Origin of the sequence: Vibrio sp. Y10_XG_PY6, assembly GCF_024181795.1 — a bacterium.
In the GTDB taxonomy this organism is placed as follows: Bacteria; Pseudomonadota; Gammaproteobacteria; order Enterobacterales; family Vibrionaceae; genus Vibrio; species Vibrio diabolicus.
In genome coordinates this window covers 1-19322 of sequence record NZ_JAMZAQ010000006.1, presented here as the reverse complement: position 1 = coordinate 19322, position 19322 = coordinate 1, and the positions used below count along the sequence as shown (strand labels likewise).

The window sequence follows — 19322 nt, the reverse complement described above, 5'->3', positions numbered from 1 at the left end:
AAGGCTCATTACTGAGCCTTTTTCCGTTAGTCACTGAAGTAGCGCTATAGTTTTTTAATAAAACGGCTTTCTACTTCAATGGTGAATTCGTTGCTCTTATCGGTGAGTATAAACTGAATTGTCGTAATCGCAGAGTTTAGCTTGTCAGGATCCGCACCAAGACTCATTGGTAAGTTCAATACCTCACCTGGCTGTACCTGAATTGTCTGCTTACCATACCAGCTTACATCGGATAACCCTTCAACATCCAACGAGTACTCTTGCACTTGCTGGGTTTTGTTGATCACTTTGAGGGTGTAGGTGTTTTCTACTTCGCCTGAGCTATTTACCCGGAACAGTTGGTTACGGTCGCGAATAACACTCATGCCTGCTGGGTCTACCGCTGCGATTTGGGCAAAGAACAGACCAATCATGACCAGTAGCACAGCTCCATAGCCCAGCAGCTTCGGACGCATGACTTTGGTACTCTTACCCGATAAGCGATGCTCGGTGGTGTAGCTGATTAGGCCTTTTTCGTAACCCATGCGGTCCATGGTGTTGTCACACGCATCAATACAGGCGCCACAGTTAATACATTCATATTGTAAGCCGTCACGAATATCGATACCTGTTGGGCACACCTGCACACACAAATCACAATCAATACAATCCCCCAAACCAAGTTGCTTTGGATCGGCTTTGCGTGGACGTGGACCACGCTTTTCACCACGTTTTGCATCATAGCCAACGATGAAGGTGTCTTTATCAAACATGGCAGACTGGAAGCGCGCGTAAGGACACATGTGAATACACATGATGGAACGCATCCAACCAGCATTACCATAAGTACAAATGGCAAAGAACATTATCCAAAAGACGGGCCAGAAGTTGGCGTTAAAAGTGAAAAAGTCGATAACCAATTGCTTCATTGGAACGAAGTAGCCAACAAAAGTAAAACCAGTGGCGAGCGCAATGGCAAACCAAGCTATATGTTTGACGGTTTTGCGCATCGCTAAATTTGCCGTCAGCTTATTGGAGTCCTGCTTACGACGCTTATTGGCGCTGCCTTCTAGCTTCTCTTCAAACCAGATATACATGAAGGTCCAGACGGTTTGTGGGCAGAGATAGCCACACCAAACTCGACCTAAGAAGGTGGTAATAAAGAACAACCCAAACGCCGCGATCACAAATAGCAAGGCGAGTAGGGTAAGATCTTGCGGATACAACGTGGTACCGAAAAAGTTGAACTGCTGGTTGCCAATGTCGAGCAAGATAGCTTGACGTTCACCGTAAGGGATCCACGGTATCAAAGCGAAGAGAAGCAGTAAGAACCAACCACCGTAACGACGCAGTTTCTGGTAAGTCCCTTTGCTTTCGCGTACATAGATGCGATTACTTGGGTTGAACCGATCCCCATTCCCTTTATGAGTCTTGGGGTTGTAGGTTTTAGGAGTCACATCTTTGATATCGATCTTATCCTGACTCATGCACTCATCCTTCTTAGGCTTTTATAATGTACGGCGTCATTTCTATTGATGTCGCTCGATGACATTGCTACTTCGTCCTTATCATAAATCATGACCGGACATAATTATTTTAGTAAATACTGATGAACGGCGATTATACAATCAATAACAATTCCTTTTCTTTAACGCAGTCAACGTTTAACAACAAAAGTCAGTACAGTTAACCTGATAATTGGCTGAACAGTTATAACCAACTGTGGGACTAAAAATTTTAGTTATAAAAAAGCGACTCATTTGAGGGAGTCGCTTAAAGAATACTGGGTTGTTGAGCCGGTTATTTGATGATGCCACGAGCGCGCAGAATCGCAGTTTTAAAATCATCTTCTTGGTCTTTCTTAAGACCTGGGATCATTTCGTCTTTGCTGCTGTTACGCATTTTAAGGTGGTAGATCAGCACGTCGTCGGTCAGATCTTCTAGCTTACCTTCGTAGCCTGCTTCTTTCGCTAGCTTCACGATGAACTGCAGTAGGTTCATTTCTTGGTCTTTATGCCATTCAGGCTCTAGTAGCTCAAGCAGCTCTTCAATGCGATGACACTTCATTTCTTTCTCCACAGAATTTATAGGTGTAATTAGCTGTAAAGGTACCAAATTGCTTTGCGAAGACCAAATAGGAAAAACTATCTATTTCACTGTGTTTTGTTCTAAGTCGTTGAGGTGGTTTGAGTCGCGTGCAAAGAAAAAAGCGCAGCTGGCGCCGCGCTTTTGATTAAGCTGCTTTGATAACTTTGGCCGGAACACTCGACATCATTGCTGTCTTCTCAACCAATGTCATTGCTGGCGCAACTTGCTTTGCCTTTGGTGCAGTAGTAAAGCCACTGCGGCGGCGCATTGCACTAGTATTAGTGTGTGCGAACCTGACTGTTGTTGGGCGCATTAATTTACCTAACTGTCAGGCATATCCATTGCCGATGTAATGGCCTGAATCATTATGAGCTAGGCTCCAACAAGATTGAAGAATCACTCTTCTGGCTCTCGCCAATCCAGTTAATGAATCAGGAATACCGATATGCATGCATATCACGTATAAGATTAGCATCCTTGTAATAATTGGTCGATAGTTGAGCAATTGAATTGTTTAGATTTTGTCATTTTGTCGCGATGATCGAGGCAATTTTTGTTTGATCCCTCGATCAGCAGTAGTAGTATGAGATCTCGACGAAGGAGGTGCCTATGTCATTTTTGAAGAAGACACTTGCCAGTTTTGGGATTGGGAGCGCTAAGGTCGACTCAATCCTAAATCAAGACGTGCTATATCCTGGTCAAAGTGTGGATGTGTCTATCCATGTTTATGGTGGTGCCACTGAACAAGCGATCGACAACATCGATTTAAAACTGTGTTGTCGCTATATCGCGGAAGCTCCTGATGACCGTGGTGCGCGAGAAGGACACAGCATGCGCCGAGTACCTCAGACTCATGTGCTTGCTAAGTGGAGCCTCCCTTATGCGTTTACCATCCATTCCGGCGAAGAGCGTACCTTCGATGTTCAGCTCGATGTGCCTTGGAATACGCCTGTCACCATTGGTGACGCCAAAGTGTGGCTCGAAACCGGCTTGGACGTTGCTGCTGCTTTAGACCCGACCGATAAAGACATCCTCACCGTTCGACCTGATCCACTAATGGATGCGGTGTTATCCGCATTTGAAGCGCAAGGTTTGCGTATTCGCCAAGTGGAGTGTGAGGAAGTAAAAGGGTTCGACCTGCCATTTGTGCAAGAATTTGAGATGGTGCCGACTGACGGGCCATACCATGGCGTGTGGCGTGAGTTAGAATTTGTCGCTCATCGTAGCGAGCGAGAACTCAAATTATGGTTTGAAGTTGACCGCACACGCAAGGGCGAGGGTGGCATGCTCGCAAGCTTACTGGGTAGCGGAAAACTCAAACGAGAGTTGACCATTCCAGCCACAACTAAGCTTGATCAAGTGGGCGAACTTGTACTTAATTACCTCGACCAAACCACGGCCGTTCATGAGTCTTAATTTAAGCTTACACGTGTAAGCCTAATGTGCCATACTAGAGCAAATTTCAAACTCTAGTATAGGCGCATTGATGTCTGAACTGCAGAAACCTCAATACAGTCAACGCGAAGAACTGGCCAATACCATCACTCATGGCATTGGGATGATTTTTGGTATTGTTGGCCTGATACTGCTGCTAATCAAAGCCATAGACCAGCAAGCTGATACGCTGACGCTGGCCAGTATGGCTGTCTATGGTGCGAGTATTATCGTGCTATTTTTGGCTTCGACGCTGTATCACGCAATTCCGCACCCCAACGCTAAACGATGGCTAAAAACTTTCGATCACTGCGCCATTTATCTACTCATTGCTGGCAGTTATACGCCTTTTTTGTTGGTGAGTTTACGTACGCCGCTCGCGTTTGGTTTGATGATTGTCATCTGGACCATCGCTCTACTCGGCATCATCATGAAAGTCGCGTTTGTTTACCGATTTAAAAAGCTTTCCTTGATGACGTATTTGGTCATGGGCTGGCTGTCGTTGATTGTGATTTATCAGTTGGCGATCAACTTGGATATTGGCGGACTGACATTACTCGCAGCTGGTGGGATAGTGTATTCACTGGGGGTGATTTTCTACGTTGCGAAGCGTATTCCATTCAATCATGCGATTTGGCACGGCTTCGTTTTAGCGGGTTGTGTGTGTCACTTCTTCGCAATTTATTATTTTGTCGAGCCTATCTAACGGATAGATATGAACTCGACAAAACATGTGTTATCACATTAACGAGTTTTCACTTCTAACACTTTGGCTGAAAACTGGTATTGCTGAGACTGCGGCACTGCCAGTTTGATGCTTTTACCCTGTTCTGCTTGCTTTGGTCGCAGGTAAGTATCCGCCATTCGCTTGATGGATTGCCAAACTGTGACTTTTTCTTTCGCCAGTTGCTGGCCAGACATATCAAATACCAGAACTTCCACTTCAACTTGAATCACCGATTGTGAGCTTTGATTGGTAATGGACGTTGGCAGTACGAGCTCACCATCTTGATAGCTCGCGGAGCCAATCAGTACGTCGACACCAGAGTCAGACAGCTGCATGGTTGGCTTTTTGGCGTTTACCACCACAGTAGTGCCAACAGTTTTCGTCACAACTGGAATTGTCGCAATTGCGGGAGCTGCGATCGTTTCAACCGCGCCTATTGTCGCTTGCGTCTCTGTTGCTTGCTGCGCAGGTTTTTTCATGACGTATTCCCAAGTAAAGTCATCGTTTAACTTCACTTCTCGACCATCGGCTAAAGTGATGACTTCAGCGGCGTATGTGGATGAGGCGGCAAGTAGGGTCGCCAGAGTGATCCATGTTTTCATTGTTATACCTTTTATTTGTGTCTGCTTAACGGCGCCAAAACGCAGGGAAGAACAGTACAAGAATAGTCAGAATTTCCAAGCGGCCCATCAACATGCCAAAGCTCAGAAGCCACTTGGCGGTATCTGGCAGAGGCGCGAAGTTACCCGTCGGTCCAATCACGCTTCCCATACCTGGGCCGACGTTGGCTACCGCAGTGATGGCACCAGAGATGCTAGTGATGGGGTCTAAACCCAGCGCACTCAAGCAACCCGCGATAAAGATGATGGTGATAAAGAACATCAAGCCAAACGCGACCACTGAGCGAACAATGTCATCATTCACTGGGCGTTGGTTGTAGCGCTGTACAAACACACCTGAAGGGTGAATCAATTTCATCATCTGTTTGTTCAGCAGTGTCATTGCGATTTGGAAACGGAAGATTTTGATCCCACCAGACGTTGACCCCGAACATGCACCCGCCATCATTAAGAAGGCAAAAAGAGTTGTGGGTAATGCGCCCCACGCGGTGAAGTCCTCTAAGCCAAAGCCCGTTGTGGTTACGACAGAGACGATATTAAACATCGACACTCGCAGCGCATCCAGAATGGTGTATCCATCTCGAATCACTAACCAGGCTGAAATCACTAAGCTTGAGAAAACGAACAGGTACGCGAATCCTCGAACTTGAGCGTCGTTAACCAATACATCAATACGGCGTTTACGTAACGCGGCGATGAACAGCAAAAATGGCAAGCCACCTAGGAACATAAAGGTGGTTGCTACCCAATGTGCGCCATTAGAGAAGTGGTTCATCGACCCGTCAGATGTAGAGTATCCGCCCGTTGATAGCGTGGTAAAGGCGTGATTGATCGCTTCAAACAGGTTCATGCCGGTGACCAAGTAGCCCACAATGCATAAGCCAGTAAGCATCAAATAAACCGCTACGATGTTTTTGGCGACCGTTTTCGCTCTCGGGCTACTTTTATCCGACCAATCGGATGATTCGGTTTGGAATAGCTTCATACCACCGACATTGAGCATAGGTAGCACCGCCACCGCCATTACGATAAAACCAATCCCCCCAAGCCACTGCAAAATAGAGCGCCACAGCAAGATGCTCGGCGCCATGTTGTCTAGGCCACTGAGCACCGTTGAGCCCGTCGTGGTGATACCCGACATCGTTTCGAAGTAGGCGTCGGTGAAGCTGATGTGGTTGATGAACACAAACGGCAAGGCGGCAAACGCACTGGCGATGGTCCAAACCAAACTGGTGATGAGGAACATATCGCGTACGCTGAGTTTGAACTTAGCGGTTCGACCGATCGTCAAACAAATGAAAGCGGCAAGGTGCGTGATCACAACGGCTTGGGCGAAATCGAGAAATCCCCCCGTACCAGTGAAGAAAGCGACCAAAGTCGGCACGTACATAAACAGGGCCAGTTTGGATAAAACCAGCCCGATAACAAACAGTACGGGACGTAAGTTGACCATAGGAAAATCCTAGAGGAAGAATGGACTCGGCTGGAATAGCGCTTCGACGTCTGATACGTATTTTTTGTTGACCAGGAACATCACCACATGGTCATCCTGCTCGATGACCGTACGGTCGTGGGCAATAAGGACTTCTTCGCCACGAACGATAGCACCAATGGTGGTCCCAGGTGGAAGTTTAATATCTCCAATCGCACGTCCAACCACTTTGGATGTACTTTCATCACCGTGAGCGACGGCTTCAATGGCTTCCGCAGCGCCGCGGCGAAGTGAGGATACGTTCACGATATCAGCGCGACGAACGTGCGTTAGCAAGGCTGAAATAGTGGCTTGCTGAGGTGAGATCGCCACATCAATTACGCCGCCTTGTACCAGATCTACATAAGCGCCACGTTGGATCAGCACCATTACTTTTTTCGCACCCATGCGTTTTGCCAACATCGCAGACATGATGTTGGTTTCATCTTCGTTGGTCAGCGCGATGAAGACGTCGACTTGGTCGATGTTCTCTTCCGAGAGAAGCTCTTGGTCTGCCGCGTCGCCGCAGAACACGATGGTGTTTTCTAGCTCTTCTGACAGTTTTTCTGCACGTTGGTAGTTACGTTCAATCAGCTTCACGCTGTAGTTTTGTTCTAAGCGCTTTGCGAGACTGGCACCAATGTTACCCCCGCCAACAATCATGATGCGGCGGTACGGTTTTTCTAGGCGCTGAAGTTCACTCATCACTGAGCGAATATGGTTGCTTGCGGCGACGAAGAACACTTCATCATCGGCTTCAATGATGGTGGTGCCTTGAGGACGAATCGGGCGACCTTGACGGAAAATCGCCGCCACACGGGTATCGATGTGCGGCATGTGCTCACGCAAAGCAGACAGCGCATTACCCACCAGTGGGCCACCGTAGTAGGCTTTTACCGCCACTAGGCTGACTTTCTGTTCAGCAAAGCTCACCACTTGCAGCGCGCCCGGGTATTGGATCAGACGTTCGATGTAGCTCGTAACGAGTTCTTCTGGTGCGATAAGGTGATCGACAGGAATGGCGCCAGATTTAAACAGGGCTTCTTTTTCGGCCAGATATTCTGGAGATCGAATACGCGCAACGCGGTTTGGGGTGTTGAATAGAGTGAACGCGACCTGACAGGCGGCCATGTTGGTTTCATCAGTGTTGGTCACCGCGACGAGCATATCGGCGTCTTGTGCGCCCGCTTCGTGCAGCACGTCGGGGTGGCTCGCATGGCCATTGACCACACGCAGGTCGTATTTGTCCTGTAATTCGCGCAGTCGGTCGGCATTGTTGTCGACGATGGTGATGTCGTTGTTTTCACCCACTAGGTTTTCTGCCAGTGTGCCGCCAACCTGACCTGCACCAAGAATAATGATCTTCATACTCTTTTCTCGTTATCTGAAAAAGGCGATTGAAATCACTCCAATCGCCCTATTTAGCATGCTGTTACGCGTGTGTTTTGGTTAGCACTGCGTAGTAGAAACCATCCATGTCTTCTTCGCCTGGTAGAATTTGACGACCAGGCTGGTCGGGATCAGAATCCAGCAGTTGCGCATTCGCGGTACGTGCTAAAAACGCTTTTACTTGCTCCACGTTTTCTTGCGGTGTGATTGAACAAGTCGCGTAAACCATTGTGCCGCCGGGTTTCAGTTGCGTCCACATGGCATCAAAAATTTCACTTTGTAGCTCTGCTAATGCGGCGATGTCGTCTGCACGACGTAGCCATTTTATGTCTGGGTGACGACGAATCACGCCAGTCGCAGAACATGGGGCATCCAGCAAAATGCGATCAAATTGCTCGCCTTGCCACCATTCTTGTGGATTACGCGCATCACCGCAAACCACTTTTGCCTGAAGGTTGAGACGCTTCAGGTTTTCATGCACACGTTTCAAGCGTGTGTCGTCGCAGTCAATCGCGACCACTTCACTGCCCGACGTGCGCTCTAGAATGTGTGCCGTCTTGCCACCTGGCGCTGCACAGCAATCTAAAATCAGTTCGCCGTCTTGTGGTTTTAGGTAGTTGATCGAGAGCTGCGCTGCCGCATCTTGTACTGAAACCCAACCTTTCTCAAAACCAGGTAGCTTCATCACGTCACATGGCGCGGCCAATTTTATGGCGTCCATTGCTTCTGTGTGTGGTGTGCTATCAATGTTTTCATTTTTGAGTAGCGCAAGGTATTCATCACGAGTGTGATGTTGGTGGTTCACACGCAGCCACATTGGTGCTTTTTGGTTGTTCGCTTCAACAATGCTTTCCCATTGCTGTGGGTAGGCCTCTTGCAGCAGTTTTAGTAACCAGCTTGGGTGACCGTACTTGCCAGCGTTGTTGCTGACGGCCATTTGGTCGAGTTCTTCTTGGTTGCGTTGGTAGTTACGCAATACAGCGTTAATCAAACCACGCAGACGAGGACCTTTCAGCTCTTTAGTGCCTTCAACCGTTTCACCGACAGCTGCGTGCGCAGGAATGCGCATGAAGCTCAGTTGGTAAATACCAACCAGAATTAGGTGATGGAATACACGTTGTTTGCCTTTGAGCGGCTTATCCATCAATTGGTTTGCGATCATTTCTAGGCGAGGTAGGTAACGTAGCGCACCGTAACAGATCTCTTGTAACAGAGCGTGGTCACGAGGTCGTACCGTTTGTTGAGCCGCTGGAAGAGCGCTTGAAAGTGAGTGGCCCTTGTCGACGACAAGATACAGGACGTTAGCAGCCGCAGCGCGAACATTCATGATGAGTACCTTAAAGTAAAGGAGGGCATCTCTGCCCTCTAAAAGTTCGTATTATTGGGGATAATAACCCCTAGTATGGCTTAAACCAGCAGAGTGCCCACTTCAAACCAAGCCGCACGCGAATTCAGAATATCCTGAACTGACATGGCTTTTTTGCCAGGAACTTGCAGTTGCTCTAGCACCAGTACGCCGTTGCCTGTAGCAACATAAATACCGGTTTTATCTGCTTGCACGATGGTGCCGGCTGGCTTGTCACTGGTTTGCTCTGCCACACGGCTTTGCCATACTTTGATGCTGTTTTCTGCCGCCTCAAAGTGGCTCATTGGCCATGGGTTAAATGCACGAACGCAGCGCTCAATGTGCGCCGCATCGTCGTTCCAGTTGATGCGTGCTTCTTCTTTGCTGAGTTTTTTCGCATAGTTCGCTAGCTCATCATCTTGCTTCACTGGCACTGCTTTACCCGCAGCAATGTCTGCTAGGCAGTCAATCAGGGCTTCTGGACCAAGCTCCGCCAATTTTTCGTACATTGAAGCGCTGGTATCTGTCGCTTCGATTGGCAGAGTTGCAATCTTCAGCATATCACCAGTGTCGAGACCGATGTCCATCTGCATGATGGTCACGCCAGTTTCTGCATCGCCCGCCCAAATAGAGCGTTGGATTGGAGCCGCACCACGCCAACGAGGTAGGATAGAACCATGTACGTTGATACAACCCAGTTTAGGGGTATCAAGAACCGCTTGTGGCAGTAGCATACCGTATGCCACGACAACCATGAGATCGGCGTTCAGATCGGTAAGTTCTTGTTTCGCTTCGTCGGACTTAAAGCTTTCAGGTTGGTAAACCGGGATGTTGTGTTCTAGCGCCAGTTGTTTTACCGGTGGCGCAGCCAATTTCTTGCCACGACCCGCTGGACGATCTGGGTTTGTGTAAACCGCGATGACTTCATGCTCCGAAGACAACAACGCCGCCAAGTGACGGGCGGCGAAATCCGGAGTACCTGCAAAGACAATACGTAAAGACTGACTCAAGGTAGACTTCCTTCTAATTGGTATGGTTCGAGATTAAGCGTTTTGCTGCTTCTCGTTAAAGCGTTTGATTTTCGCTAGCTTGTCCTGAATGCGTTTGCGTTTCAGTGGCGATAGGTAATCCACGAATAGCTTACCTTGTAGGTGATCAAGCTCGTGTTGAACACAAATCGCTAGCAGGTCGTCGGCTTCAAAGGTGAACTCTTTGCCATCACGATCCAGTGCTTTAACGGTAACTTCTGCAGCGCGAGGCACAAGTGCGCGTGCACCTGGTACCGACAGACAGCCTTCTTCGATGCCATCTTCGCCACGCTTTTCCAGAATCTCAGGGTTGATTAGCACCATCGGCTCATCGCGAGTTTCTGAAATATCAATCACTACGATACGTTTGTGGATATCAACCTGCGTTGCAGCAAGGCCAATACCTTCTTCGTCGTACATGGTTTCAATCATGTCATCGACGATTTTTTGAATCTCAGGCGTCACCGCTTCAACAGGCTTTGCGACTGTGCGCAGGCGATCATCCGGGAATGTTAATACTTGTAATACAGACATATTCACTCGAAATATTGAACTGTGCCGAAACAGCACAAACCTTGTTGGCTCAATTCTAGACATTTTATAGCCTAAATGACAGCATCCTTGCACCAATTTCCATTCTGGTTCCTGCTTAATAGACCAAGGACGAGGGTCATGAATCGAATTTTCCGCAACGTTGCCAGTGTTACGTTGCCGTTACTTTTCTCTTTCAACGCTGTAGCAAATGTGGATGCAAACCCACTGACTGTTAAAGATGATGCGCCACAAACATATGTAGTCGTGAAGGGCGATACGCTATGGGATATTTCGGCCATGTACTTGGATAGCCCGTGGTTGTGGCCTCGTTTATGGCAAGTAAACCCGGAAATCGACAACCCTCATTTAATTTATCCCGGTGACAAGCTGTCTTTGGTGTGGATCAACGGTCAGCCCGTATTGAGCCTAAAACCGGTTAAGAAGCTGAGCCCGAAAGCACGTATCACGGAAAAGAAAGCGGTACCAACGGTCGCGGAAGGTTTGGTGATGCCGTACCTCAAATCGGATCGGTTGCTGGATCAAGATGCGTTGAACAGTGCAGCAAAAGTGATGGGTAGCAGCAAAGGCAGTAAGTATCTGACTGCAGAAGATGTGCTGTATATCAATGGTAATCAGACCGCGACAGGTTGGGCTATTTACCGACCAGTAGCTACCTTTTCGCGTGACGATGTGTCCGAAGAGATTACCGCGCTGCGTTTGATTGCCAAAGGCGAGCTCGTTGAAGCTTCGAGTGATTATTCAGGTTTGAAGCTTACATCGCAGATGCAAGAAATTCTACGTAACGATATCGCGTTGCCAAATCAATCGGTTGAGAATACTGACTTCACGACTACGTTCTACCCGCTGCCGTCGCCACAAGGCAGTTCGGCAAAGTTGCTAGGTAATATCGAAGGTATTCGCTTTAGTTCAACTAACCAAGTCGTGGTGATTGATAAAGGCACGTCAGACAATCTGAAGCAAGGCAGTGTGTTTGATTTAAAAGAAGACGCGCACCCAGTTTACAAAGACGGCGATGAGTTCAAGAAAGAGTTTGGCGTGCTTGATAAGAAAATTACTTTGCCTCAAAGCAAAGTTGGTGAGTTGCTGGTCATTCGTCCTTATGAGTACTTTAGCTTGGCACTGATCACTAACAGTACTAAACCCATTAACCAAGATATTTCGGTGGTGTCACCGTTGGCGGACGAATTAACCATCGATGAATCGACGAAATAACGATGATCTCGCTGCCTGGTTAAAACTGAGTTGTTTACCAGGCATTGGCGGCGTCAAAATGAATAAGCTACTGGCAAGAGACACGCCACGTAACATCGTAAACTTCTCTCCTGAACAGCTACAACAACTTGGGTTAACAACTAAGCAAATTCAAGCTTGGGCTTCAACAGATAAAGAAGTCGATGCTTGTTTAAGCTGGCTTGAGGCTTCTACAAATCATCATATCCTGACACTGACTGACCCGCGTTATCCACCTCAACTCAAACAAATCGTTGCACCGCCACCTCTACTTTTTGTTCAAGGAAACCCTACTTGTCTCTCTCAGCCACAAATCGCGATGGTTGGCAGTCGAAATGCGAGTATTGATGGATTACAGCATGCACGTCAGTTTGCTGCAGAGTTTGTTCAGCACGATTTTATTGTCACCAGTGGTCTCGCTTTAGGCATTGATGGTCATGCGCATGATGGTGCGTTGCAAGCGGGTGGTAAGACGATTGCGGTGCTAGGATCTGGTTTAGCAAATATTTATCCAGCACGTCATCGTAGTTTAGCGCAACGTGTTATTGAACACGGGGCTTTGGTGTCTGAGTTTCGCCCCAATGCCAAGCCGCGCCCGGAAAACTTCCCGCGTCGAAACCGCATTATTAGCGGATTATCGCTAGGTGTGTTAGTTGTGGAAGCGGCGGAAAGGAGTGGCTCGTTAATTACTGCTCGTTACGCGCTTGAGCAAGGTCGAGAAGTATTTGCGCTGCCAGCTTCGATAAATGCCCCTAATGCCAGCGGTGGCAACCAGTTGATACGTCATGGTGCTTGCCTCGTAGAAAAGACGAAAGATGTCTTAGATGAAATACAGTCTTTGCTTGATTGGTCTATTAATCAGAGTACTGATTTATTTTCTACGTTAAATGATGAAGAAGAATTGCCATTTCCTCAGCTGTTAGCTAACGTAGGAAGTGAAGCTACACCGGTTGATATTCTTGCAAACAGGACCAATATACCTGTCCAAGAAGTCATGATGCAGCTCTTAGAGCTTGAGCTCTCTGGGCATGTTGTTGCGGTTTCAGGTGGCTATATTCGAAAGGGGAGGGGCTAGCTATGATGATGGATATACTGATGTATCTATTCGAAACCTACATCCATAGCGATGCAGAGTTACAGGTCGAACAAGACGAGTTGGAAGAAGAGCTGCTCCGTGCAGGCTTCCAACAAAAAGATATCTATAAAGCCCTTGTCTGGTTAGAAGAGCTCGCAGCGCTGCAGCAAAGTGATACATCTTCTGCGATTTCGGCTTGTATCGCGTCATCATCGACTCGTATCTACACTGCGAAAGAGATACAGCGTTTGGATTTGGAGTGCCGAGGTTTTTTATTGTTCCTTGAGCAAATCAATGTATTGACGACAGAAACTCGTGAAATGGTGATTGACCGAGTGATGGGGCTAGAAACGAGCGAGTTTGAGCTTGAAGACCTCAAATGGATCATTTTGATGGTGCTGTTTAATGTGCCTGGTAATGAAAACGCTTATACGCTAATGGAAGAGCTGTTGTACACCAAGGAACAAGGGATTCTTCACTAACCCAATCTAGGCAAGTTCGAGTTTAGCTAGCAAGAACGCGAGCTTGTCTTTTGGTGTGTTTTTCACGAAACGGTAAGTATGAGTAGTAAAATCGACAACACCCTTTTCTCTGCCCATGAACACGCATTGGAACACGAGCCGTGTCCTAAATGTGGCAGCGAGTTGACCCTCAAACATGGCAAACACGGTCCCTTTCTTGGCTGTAGCCACTACCCAAGCTGTGATTACATCAAAGCCCTGCATAACAATGATGGCCACATTGTCAAAGAGCTTGGCGTTCCTTGTCCAGATTGTGGTAACGAGTTGGTATTACGCCAAGGGCGTTATGGGATGTTTGTTGGTTGCAGTAACTATCCGGAGTGCCATCATATTGAGTCGATTAATCAACCTGAGCCAGAAAAGCAGTCGCAAGAGCACCACGCGTGTCCTGAATGCGGTAAAGGTTATTTAGTTGAACGTAAGACGCGTTTTGGTAAAACTTTCTACGCATGTGATAACTACCCTAAATGCAAATTTGCAGTGAATCTCCCTCCGGTAAAGGGGAGGTGCGAAGAATGTGGTTTTACGTTGTTGGTGGAGAAGAAACTCGCCAGTGGTGTGAAATTGCAATGTGCCAACCGTAAGTGCCAGCACACTCAACAAGGGTAAATACATCAAAGGAATTAAAAAGGGTCGCATCGTGCGACCCTTTGTGGTTTTTGGGGCTAGATTTTAGCGTTGTGCTTGTTTCGCAAACTCGTGCACGGCTGGGAATGTCATTGGATCTAAGACCTTCGCGAGAGCGCACAACCTACGGTGCAATTCTCCTGGGTAGTCACCGCATACGTTGATGTGACCCATTTTGCGCCCTTCGCGCTTCTCTTTGCCGTACCAATGGATGTGACAACCATCCATGGCGAGCAGCGTTTCTGGCAACGTATCTTCACCAAGAATATTCACCATTGAGGTTTCGCGAATCAGTTTGGTGCTGCCTAACGGCAAGCCGCACACGGCGCGCAGATGGTTCTCAAACTGACAAGTTTCTGCACCTTGCTGTGTCCAGTGGCCAGAGTTGTGTACGCGTGGGGCAATCTCATTCACTAACAGTGTGCCCTCGACATCAAAGAACTCCAGCGCTAACACGCCAACGTAATTCAAGCTGTTGGCAACGGCAGTGAACATCTGTTTTGCTTGCTCTTGCAACTCTGGTGCATCAATAGCAGTAGAAAGGCTCAATACACCATTGGTATGAACGTTTTCTGCTAGAGGGTAAACTTCAACACTGCCGTCTTTGCCGCGGGCACCGACTAACGATACTTCACGGTTAAATGGTACAAACTCTTCAGCCACAATCGCTTGTGTAGGTGTTGCTGCAATGCACTCCGCCATTTCTGTCCAGATCGTCTCTATCTGAGCCGCTTCTTTCAAGCGCCACTGGCCTTTACCATCGTAACCACCCAATGCACTTTTCAGCACCATAGGCATGCCAACATGTTCAATTGCGCGTTCAAAATCTTCACGTGTCTCAATCACGTAGTACTTTGCATTACGCACACCAGCATTATCGAGTAGCGCTTTTTCAACACGGCGGTCACCGCCTGCTTTGATGGCTTCGGTACTAGGGAGGAACTTGCCACTTAATTCACAGATGTCGAGTACATCGTGAGGAATATGTTCGAATTCTGCGGTGATCGCATCCACTTGTTCAATGGCATTTTCCAAACCATGACCAAGCACCTGTTGGGTAAGAGGATGGACAACGTTACCGCTGCCGACATCGTAAGCCGAGATTTGGATATTCAGTGGTGCACCAGCCAGAGACATCATGCGAGCCAACTGACCTGATCCGAGAACCAGTACATGCATCTGATTAATCCTCAGCTGGATTTGGGTTAGCCAGTACGGTTTCCGTCTGTTCATTGCGGAACGCTTCTACCTTAGTCATGATGCTCTCGTCATGAGTGCCTAGGATTTGTGCCGCTAAGATGCCCGCGTTTGCAGCGCCCGCTTCGCCAATCGCTAACGTGCCGACTGCAATGCCTTTTGGCATTTGTACAATAGATAGCAAAGAGTCCATGCCTTTTAGAGCGCGAGATTGAACCGGAACGCCAAGTACAGGCAAACTGGTGAAGGCTGCCGCCATTCCCGGTAGGTGAGCTGCACCACCGGCACCTGCGATGATCACTTTGATGCCGCGTTCTTTCGCGCTGCTAGCGTAATCGGCTAATAGTTGAGGAGTACGGTGAGCTGACACCACCTTTGTTTCGTAAGACACGCCAAATTGATCCAGCATGTCTGCTGCTAGTTTCATGGTTGGCCAATCGGATTTAGAACCCATGATGATACCGACTTTCATCTCAAACTCCTTCAAGCTGCAAAATTAGGTGAGCTGATAAATTTGTGCGCATTATACGGGGATTTTTATCTCAAGCAAACGTTTGCGTCTTGTTGTTGACGCTATTGATACATTTTATAAAAAAATTGCTTTAGTGTCTGAGAATGAATATTTGTACACTTAGTGAAAATAATACAGTCAGACAATCAGGAAGTAATCGGTGGATAACTTTGAACAAGTGCTCAACGCACTACAACAAGGCGAAGTGATTGCCTACCCAACAGAAGGGGTTTTTGGTGTCGGATGCGATCCAGATAACCCAAAAGCAATTCAAAAACTACTGGATCTCAAGCAGCGTCCGGTGGAAAAAGGGCTGATTCTGATCGCCGCAAGTTATGAGCAGCTCTTGCCGTATATAGATGAATCTCAACTGACTCCAGAACAACTAGCGACCGTTCATGCAACTTGGCCAGGTCCATACACTTGGATCATGCCAGCGAGCGATAAAGTCTCCAACTGGGTTTCAGGACAATTTGATTCAATTGCAGTTCGTGTGACTGATCATCCTTTGGTTCAAAAGATGTGTAATGCATTCGGAAAGCCGTTAACCTCTACCAGCGCGAATCTTTCCGGCTTGCCACCGTGTATGACCACTGAAGAGGTAGAGCAGCAATTGGGTGACAAGCTGGTGGCCATTCTTCGTGGTGAAACCAGCGGTCGTGATAAACCCAGCGAGATTCGTGACGCCAAGACTTCACAAATATTAAGACAGGGCTAACCCTGCTTGCCAGTCATCAACCGGTATCACGTAATAGGTAATAACGTATGTCAGCAATCGATAAGCACGCCGTAAAGCAGTTCCTGATGTCACTTCAGGACTCCATTTGTCAGCAGTTAGAACAAGAAGATGGAGAGGCCGTCTTTGTCGAGGATGCATGGCATCGTGAACCGGGCGAACGTCTTGGTGGCGGTGGGCGCTCACGTGTTATGCGTGATGGCCTTGTTTTCGAGCAAGGTGGGGTGAACTTCTCGCATGTGGAAGGGAAAGAAATGCCAGCATCTGCGACGGCACATCGTCCGGAGCTAGCGGGTCGCCGCTTTGAGGCGATGGGGGTCTCTTTGGTTATCCATCCCAAAAACCCTTACGTCCCAACTTCTCATGCGAATGTGCGTTTCTTTATCGCCGAGAAAGAGGGCGAAGAGCCAATTTGGTGGTTTGGTGGCGGCTTTGACCTGACTCCTTTCTATCCTTTCGAAGAAGATTGTCAGTCATGGCACGATACAGCTAAGGCAATCTGTGCCCCATTTGGTGAAGAAGTATATGCAGAACACAAAGCGTGGTGTGATAAGTACTTCTTCTTGCCACATCGAAACGAAACTCGTGGTGTCGGTGGTTTGTTCTTTGATGATTTGAACCACTGGGAGTTTGATAAGTGTTTCGATTACATCAAAGCGGTGGGTGAAGGCTATTGCCAAGCTTACTTGCCGATCGTGTCTCGTCGTAAAGACATCGAATATGGCGAGCGCGAGCGTGAATTCCAACTTTACCGTCGTGGTCGTTATGTTGAGTTCAACTTAGTGTACGACCGTGGCACTTTATTCGGTTTACAAAGTGGTGGGCGTACCGAGTCGATTCTGATGTCGATGCCGCCGTTAGCGCGATGGGAGTACCGCTACGAACCAGAAGCAGGAACGCCTGAAGCCGAACTTTACGATCGATACCTGAAACCACGCGAATGGTAAGCACGGAATCTCCTTTTCTATATAGATAGATAGTGATAGGGTCATCTGTAATCAGATGGCCCTGTTTTCTCTATATCTAAGTAAGGAATAAAGGTAAGGAAATGACCCTGCAAATCGATCGTTACGCCGTGTTTGGTAACCCTATCGGGCACAGCAAGTCGCCATTTATCCATACACTCTTTGCTCGCCAAACTAATCAGTCCCTAACATACACCGCAGAATGTGCGCCTGTGGGTGGATTTATCGAGGCGGCGAAAGCATTTTTTGCTGACGGCGGCAAAGGCTGTAACGTGACCTTGCCTTTTAAAGAAGATGCCTATCAATTTGCCAGCCGTTTGACCGAGCGTGCTCAGCTTGCTGGAGCAGTGAATACACTTAAGAAGCTTGATGATGGTGAAATCATTGGTGATAACACTGATGGTGCAGGCTTAGTGCAGGACTTGTTGCAACATCAAGTCATTTTAGAAGGCGCACGCATCCTGATCATAGGAGCTGGTGGTGCCGCTCGAGGAGTGATTAAACCATTGCTCGATCAAAAACCAACATCTCTAACGATAACTAATCGTACATTTTCCAAAGCCGAAGAATTGGCAGAATTGTTTTCTGCGTATGGCCCTGTTACAGCAAAAGAGATGAATACCATTGCTGAAGAGTTCGATGTCATAATCAACTCTACGTCTGCATCATTGAGTGGTGAGTTACCTGCGATCTCTTCCTCGGTGTTCGCCGCCAATAGTACAAGCTACGACATGATGTATGGCAAAGGTGATACCACATTTAACCAATGGGCTAAGCAACACGGTGCGGCACATGCTTATGATGGTTTAGGTATGTTAGTTGGCCAAGCTGCTGAGAGTTTTATGTTATGGCGCGGTCTTCGTCCAGGCGCCAAACAGATTTTGCGTGAATTAAGAAAGAACCTTGAAGGTCAATAAGCGATGAATCAATCCATTTTATTCCCAGACATGCAATCATGGGATGAAGTATCACAATCAGTAAACTTTGCGGCGCAACAATCAGGCGCGCTAATAGAATGCTTTGTGACGAAACAAAAGTTAGAAAAGTTATCTGGCTCAGAGTTAGATACGGAGCAGGCCGTGCTCTCTGCTTTTATTGACTACCGATTTGATCTGGAAGAAATAGCAGAAGAGTTAATAGAAGATGAAGCCTTCAATGAAGAAGGCCATATCATCATTGGTTAACAGACCTTTAGTTCAAGTCCTCTACTTCATGTAAGTAGTCGTTTTTGTTTTGAACATAGTTATTGGCAGACTTTTGCAAAAAAGCTCGTTCTGTCTCTGATAGAGGGCGAGCTTGTTTTACTGGGCTACCGACATAAAGATAGCCGCTTTCTAATCTCTTTCCTGGCGGCACTAAACTGCCCGCTCCAATCATCACCTCTGATTCAATAACGACTGCATCTAAAACAATCGCCCCCATACCAACCAAAACACGATCGTGGATCTCACAACCGTGCAGCATCACTTTGTGGCCAATCGTAACGTCATTGCCAATGATAAGTGGGTAGCCGTTTGGGTTTTCGGCGTTCTTATGGGTGACATGCAAAACACTGCCATCTTGAATATTAGTTCGATCACCAATGTGAATGTGGTTCACATCGCCTCGTGCCGCTACTAATGGCCAAATGCTAGAATCGTCCCCAATACGGATATCTCCGACTAACACTGAGGTTGAGTCAACGTAAACACGCTCACCAAGTTGAGGCTTTATACCTTTGTAGCTTCTAATTGAGCTCATCTTTTCTCCTTATTAGGGGCGATTACTGGGGACATGGAGGTAGAATAGTAGTGAAAACTCGCCTTTTAGAATAAAAAACACCCA

At 47.5% G+C, this 19322-nt stretch carries 22 protein-coding genes; 10 read left to right on the top strand and 12 right to left on the bottom strand.

Annotated features, from left to right (window positions below; genetic code table 11):
- Positions 1–44 precede the first annotated feature (44 nt).
- The 3 genes from ccoG to NL644_RS21215 all read right to left on the bottom strand — a co-directional run bounded on the left by ccoG (position 45) and on the right by NL644_RS21215 (position 2380).
- A complete protein-coding gene (gene ccoG, locus NL644_RS21225) occupies positions 45–1466 on the bottom strand; it encodes a cytochrome c oxidase accessory protein CcoG (RefSeq protein WP_085344705.1) in 1422 nt (473 codons plus the stop codon).
- Positions 1467–1779: 313 nt separating this feature from the next.
- Complete coding sequence (locus NL644_RS21220) at positions 1780–2046, bottom strand: YihD family protein (protein WP_048625604.1); 267 nt, start codon at positions 2044–2046, stop codon at positions 1780–1782.
- Between the two features lie 166 nt (positions 2047–2212).
- On the bottom strand, positions 2213–2380 hold the full coding sequence (locus tag NL644_RS21215) for a hypothetical protein (RefSeq protein WP_005379043.1): 168 nt from the start codon (positions 2378–2380) through the stop codon (positions 2213–2215).
- Between the two features lie 296 nt (positions 2381–2676).
- On the opposite strand from NL644_RS21215, the gene NL644_RS21210 reads away from it, so the two are divergent.
- Both NL644_RS21210 and NL644_RS21205 read left to right on the top strand, forming a co-directional pair.
- Positions 2677–3483 (top strand): sporulation protein, encoded by an 807-nt coding sequence (locus NL644_RS21210; RefSeq protein WP_253658763.1) that lies wholly within the window; start codon positions 2677–2679, stop codon positions 3481–3483.
- A 70-nt stretch (positions 3484–3553) separates the two neighbouring features.
- Entirely contained in the window at positions 3554–4207 is a 654-nt protein-coding gene (locus tag NL644_RS21205) for a hemolysin III family protein (RefSeq protein WP_005394044.1), read from the top strand.
- Positions 4208–4245: 38 nt separating this feature from the next.
- Here the strand turns inward: NL644_RS21205 and NL644_RS21200 are convergent, their stop codons facing one another.
- From NL644_RS21200 to def, 6 genes are all read right to left on the bottom strand, one after another.
- Positions 4246–4830: a DUF3157 family protein gene (locus NL644_RS21200; RefSeq protein ID WP_248382021.1), complete on the bottom strand. Its 585-nt coding sequence runs from the start codon at positions 4828–4830 to the stop codon at positions 4246–4248.
- Positions 4831–4855: 25 nt separating this feature from the next.
- Positions 4856–6301: a TrkH family potassium uptake protein gene (locus NL644_RS21195; protein ID WP_006742925.1), complete on the bottom strand. Its 1446-nt coding sequence runs from the start codon at positions 6299–6301 to the stop codon at positions 4856–4858.
- A 9-nt stretch (positions 6302–6310) separates the two neighbouring features.
- On the bottom strand, positions 6311–7687 hold the full coding sequence (gene trkA, locus NL644_RS21190) for a Trk system potassium transporter TrkA (protein ID WP_005394041.1): 1377 nt from the start codon (positions 7685–7687) through the stop codon (positions 6311–6313).
- 64 nt (positions 7688–7751) lie between these two features.
- On the bottom strand, positions 7752–9035 hold the full coding sequence (rsmB, locus tag NL644_RS21185; protein ID WP_253658762.1) for a 16S rRNA (cytosine(967)-C(5))-methyltransferase RsmB: 1284 nt from the start codon (positions 9033–9035) through the stop codon (positions 7752–7754).
- 80 nt (positions 9036–9115) lie between these two features.
- Entirely contained in the window at positions 9116–10063 is a 948-nt protein-coding gene (gene fmt / locus NL644_RS21180) for a methionyl-tRNA formyltransferase (protein WP_253658761.1), read from the bottom strand.
- A 33-nt stretch (positions 10064–10096) separates the two neighbouring features.
- Entirely contained in the window at positions 10097–10615 is a 519-nt protein-coding gene (gene def, locus NL644_RS21175) for a peptide deformylase (RefSeq protein ID WP_005379068.1), read from the bottom strand.
- A gap of 138 nt (positions 10616–10753) precedes the next feature.
- Here def and NL644_RS21170 point away from each other — a divergent pair, with 138 nt between their 5' ends.
- From NL644_RS21170 to NL644_RS21155, 4 genes are all read left to right on the top strand, one after another.
- Positions 10754–11848: a LysM peptidoglycan-binding domain-containing protein gene (locus tag NL644_RS21170; RefSeq protein ID WP_017635610.1), complete on the top strand. Its 1095-nt coding sequence runs from the start codon at positions 10754–10756 to the stop codon at positions 11846–11848.
- On the top strand, positions 11832–12941 hold the full coding sequence (dprA, locus tag NL644_RS21165) for a DNA-processing protein DprA (RefSeq protein ID WP_253658760.1): 1110 nt from the start codon (positions 11832–11834) through the stop codon (positions 12939–12941). Before NL644_RS21170 ends, dprA begins: the two co-directional genes overlap by 17 nt.
- 2 nt (positions 12942–12943) lie before the next feature.
- Entirely contained in the window at positions 12944–13423 is a 480-nt protein-coding gene (locus tag NL644_RS21160) for a DUF494 family protein (RefSeq protein ID WP_031823674.1), read from the top strand.
- 78 nt (positions 13424–13501) lie between these two features.
- Positions 13502–14071: a type I DNA topoisomerase gene (locus NL644_RS21155; protein ID WP_063517813.1), complete on the top strand. Its 570-nt coding sequence runs from the start codon at positions 13502–13504 to the stop codon at positions 14069–14071.
- A gap of 63 nt (positions 14072–14134) precedes the next feature.
- Here the strand turns inward: NL644_RS21155 and NL644_RS21150 are convergent, their stop codons facing one another.
- Positions 14135–15268 carry a 5-(carboxyamino)imidazole ribonucleotide synthase gene (locus NL644_RS21150; protein WP_078231004.1) on the bottom strand — a complete coding sequence of 378 codons (1134 nt, stop codon included), beginning with the start codon at positions 15266–15268 and terminating at the stop codon, positions 14135–14137.
- A gap of 4 nt (positions 15269–15272) precedes the next feature.
- Entirely contained in the window at positions 15273–15758 is a 486-nt protein-coding gene (gene purE, locus NL644_RS21145; protein ID WP_005497410.1) for a 5-(carboxyamino)imidazole ribonucleotide mutase, read from the bottom strand.
- 199 nt (positions 15759–15957) lie between these two features.
- Between purE and NL644_RS21140 the strand changes: the two genes are divergently transcribed.
- From NL644_RS21140 to NL644_RS21125, 4 genes are all read left to right on the top strand, one after another.
- Positions 15958–16515 (top strand): L-threonylcarbamoyladenylate synthase, encoded by a 558-nt coding sequence (locus NL644_RS21140; RefSeq protein WP_025611836.1) that lies wholly within the window; start codon positions 15958–15960, stop codon positions 16513–16515.
- 47 nt (positions 16516–16562) lie between these two features.
- Positions 16563–17480, top strand: coding sequence for an oxygen-dependent coproporphyrinogen oxidase (hemF, locus tag NL644_RS21135; RefSeq protein WP_065645011.1), 918 nt, complete (start codon positions 16563–16565; stop codon positions 17478–17480).
- Between the two features lie 101 nt (positions 17481–17581).
- Positions 17582–18415 carry a shikimate dehydrogenase gene (gene aroE, locus NL644_RS21130; RefSeq protein WP_182034678.1) on the top strand — a complete coding sequence of 278 codons (834 nt, stop codon included), beginning with the start codon at positions 17582–17584 and terminating at the stop codon, positions 18413–18415.
- A gap of 3 nt (positions 18416–18418) precedes the next feature.
- A complete protein-coding gene (locus NL644_RS21125) occupies positions 18419–18682 on the top strand; it encodes a DUF1488 domain-containing protein (protein WP_012841273.1) in 264 nt (87 codons plus the stop codon).
- A 7-nt stretch (positions 18683–18689) separates the two neighbouring features.
- On the opposite strand, the gene NL644_RS21120 is transcribed toward NL644_RS21125, so the two are convergent.
- Positions 18690–19238 (bottom strand): gamma carbonic anhydrase family protein, encoded by a 549-nt coding sequence (locus NL644_RS21120; RefSeq protein ID WP_005394003.1) that lies wholly within the window; start codon positions 19236–19238, stop codon positions 18690–18692.
- Positions 19239–19322 lie beyond the last annotated feature (84 nt).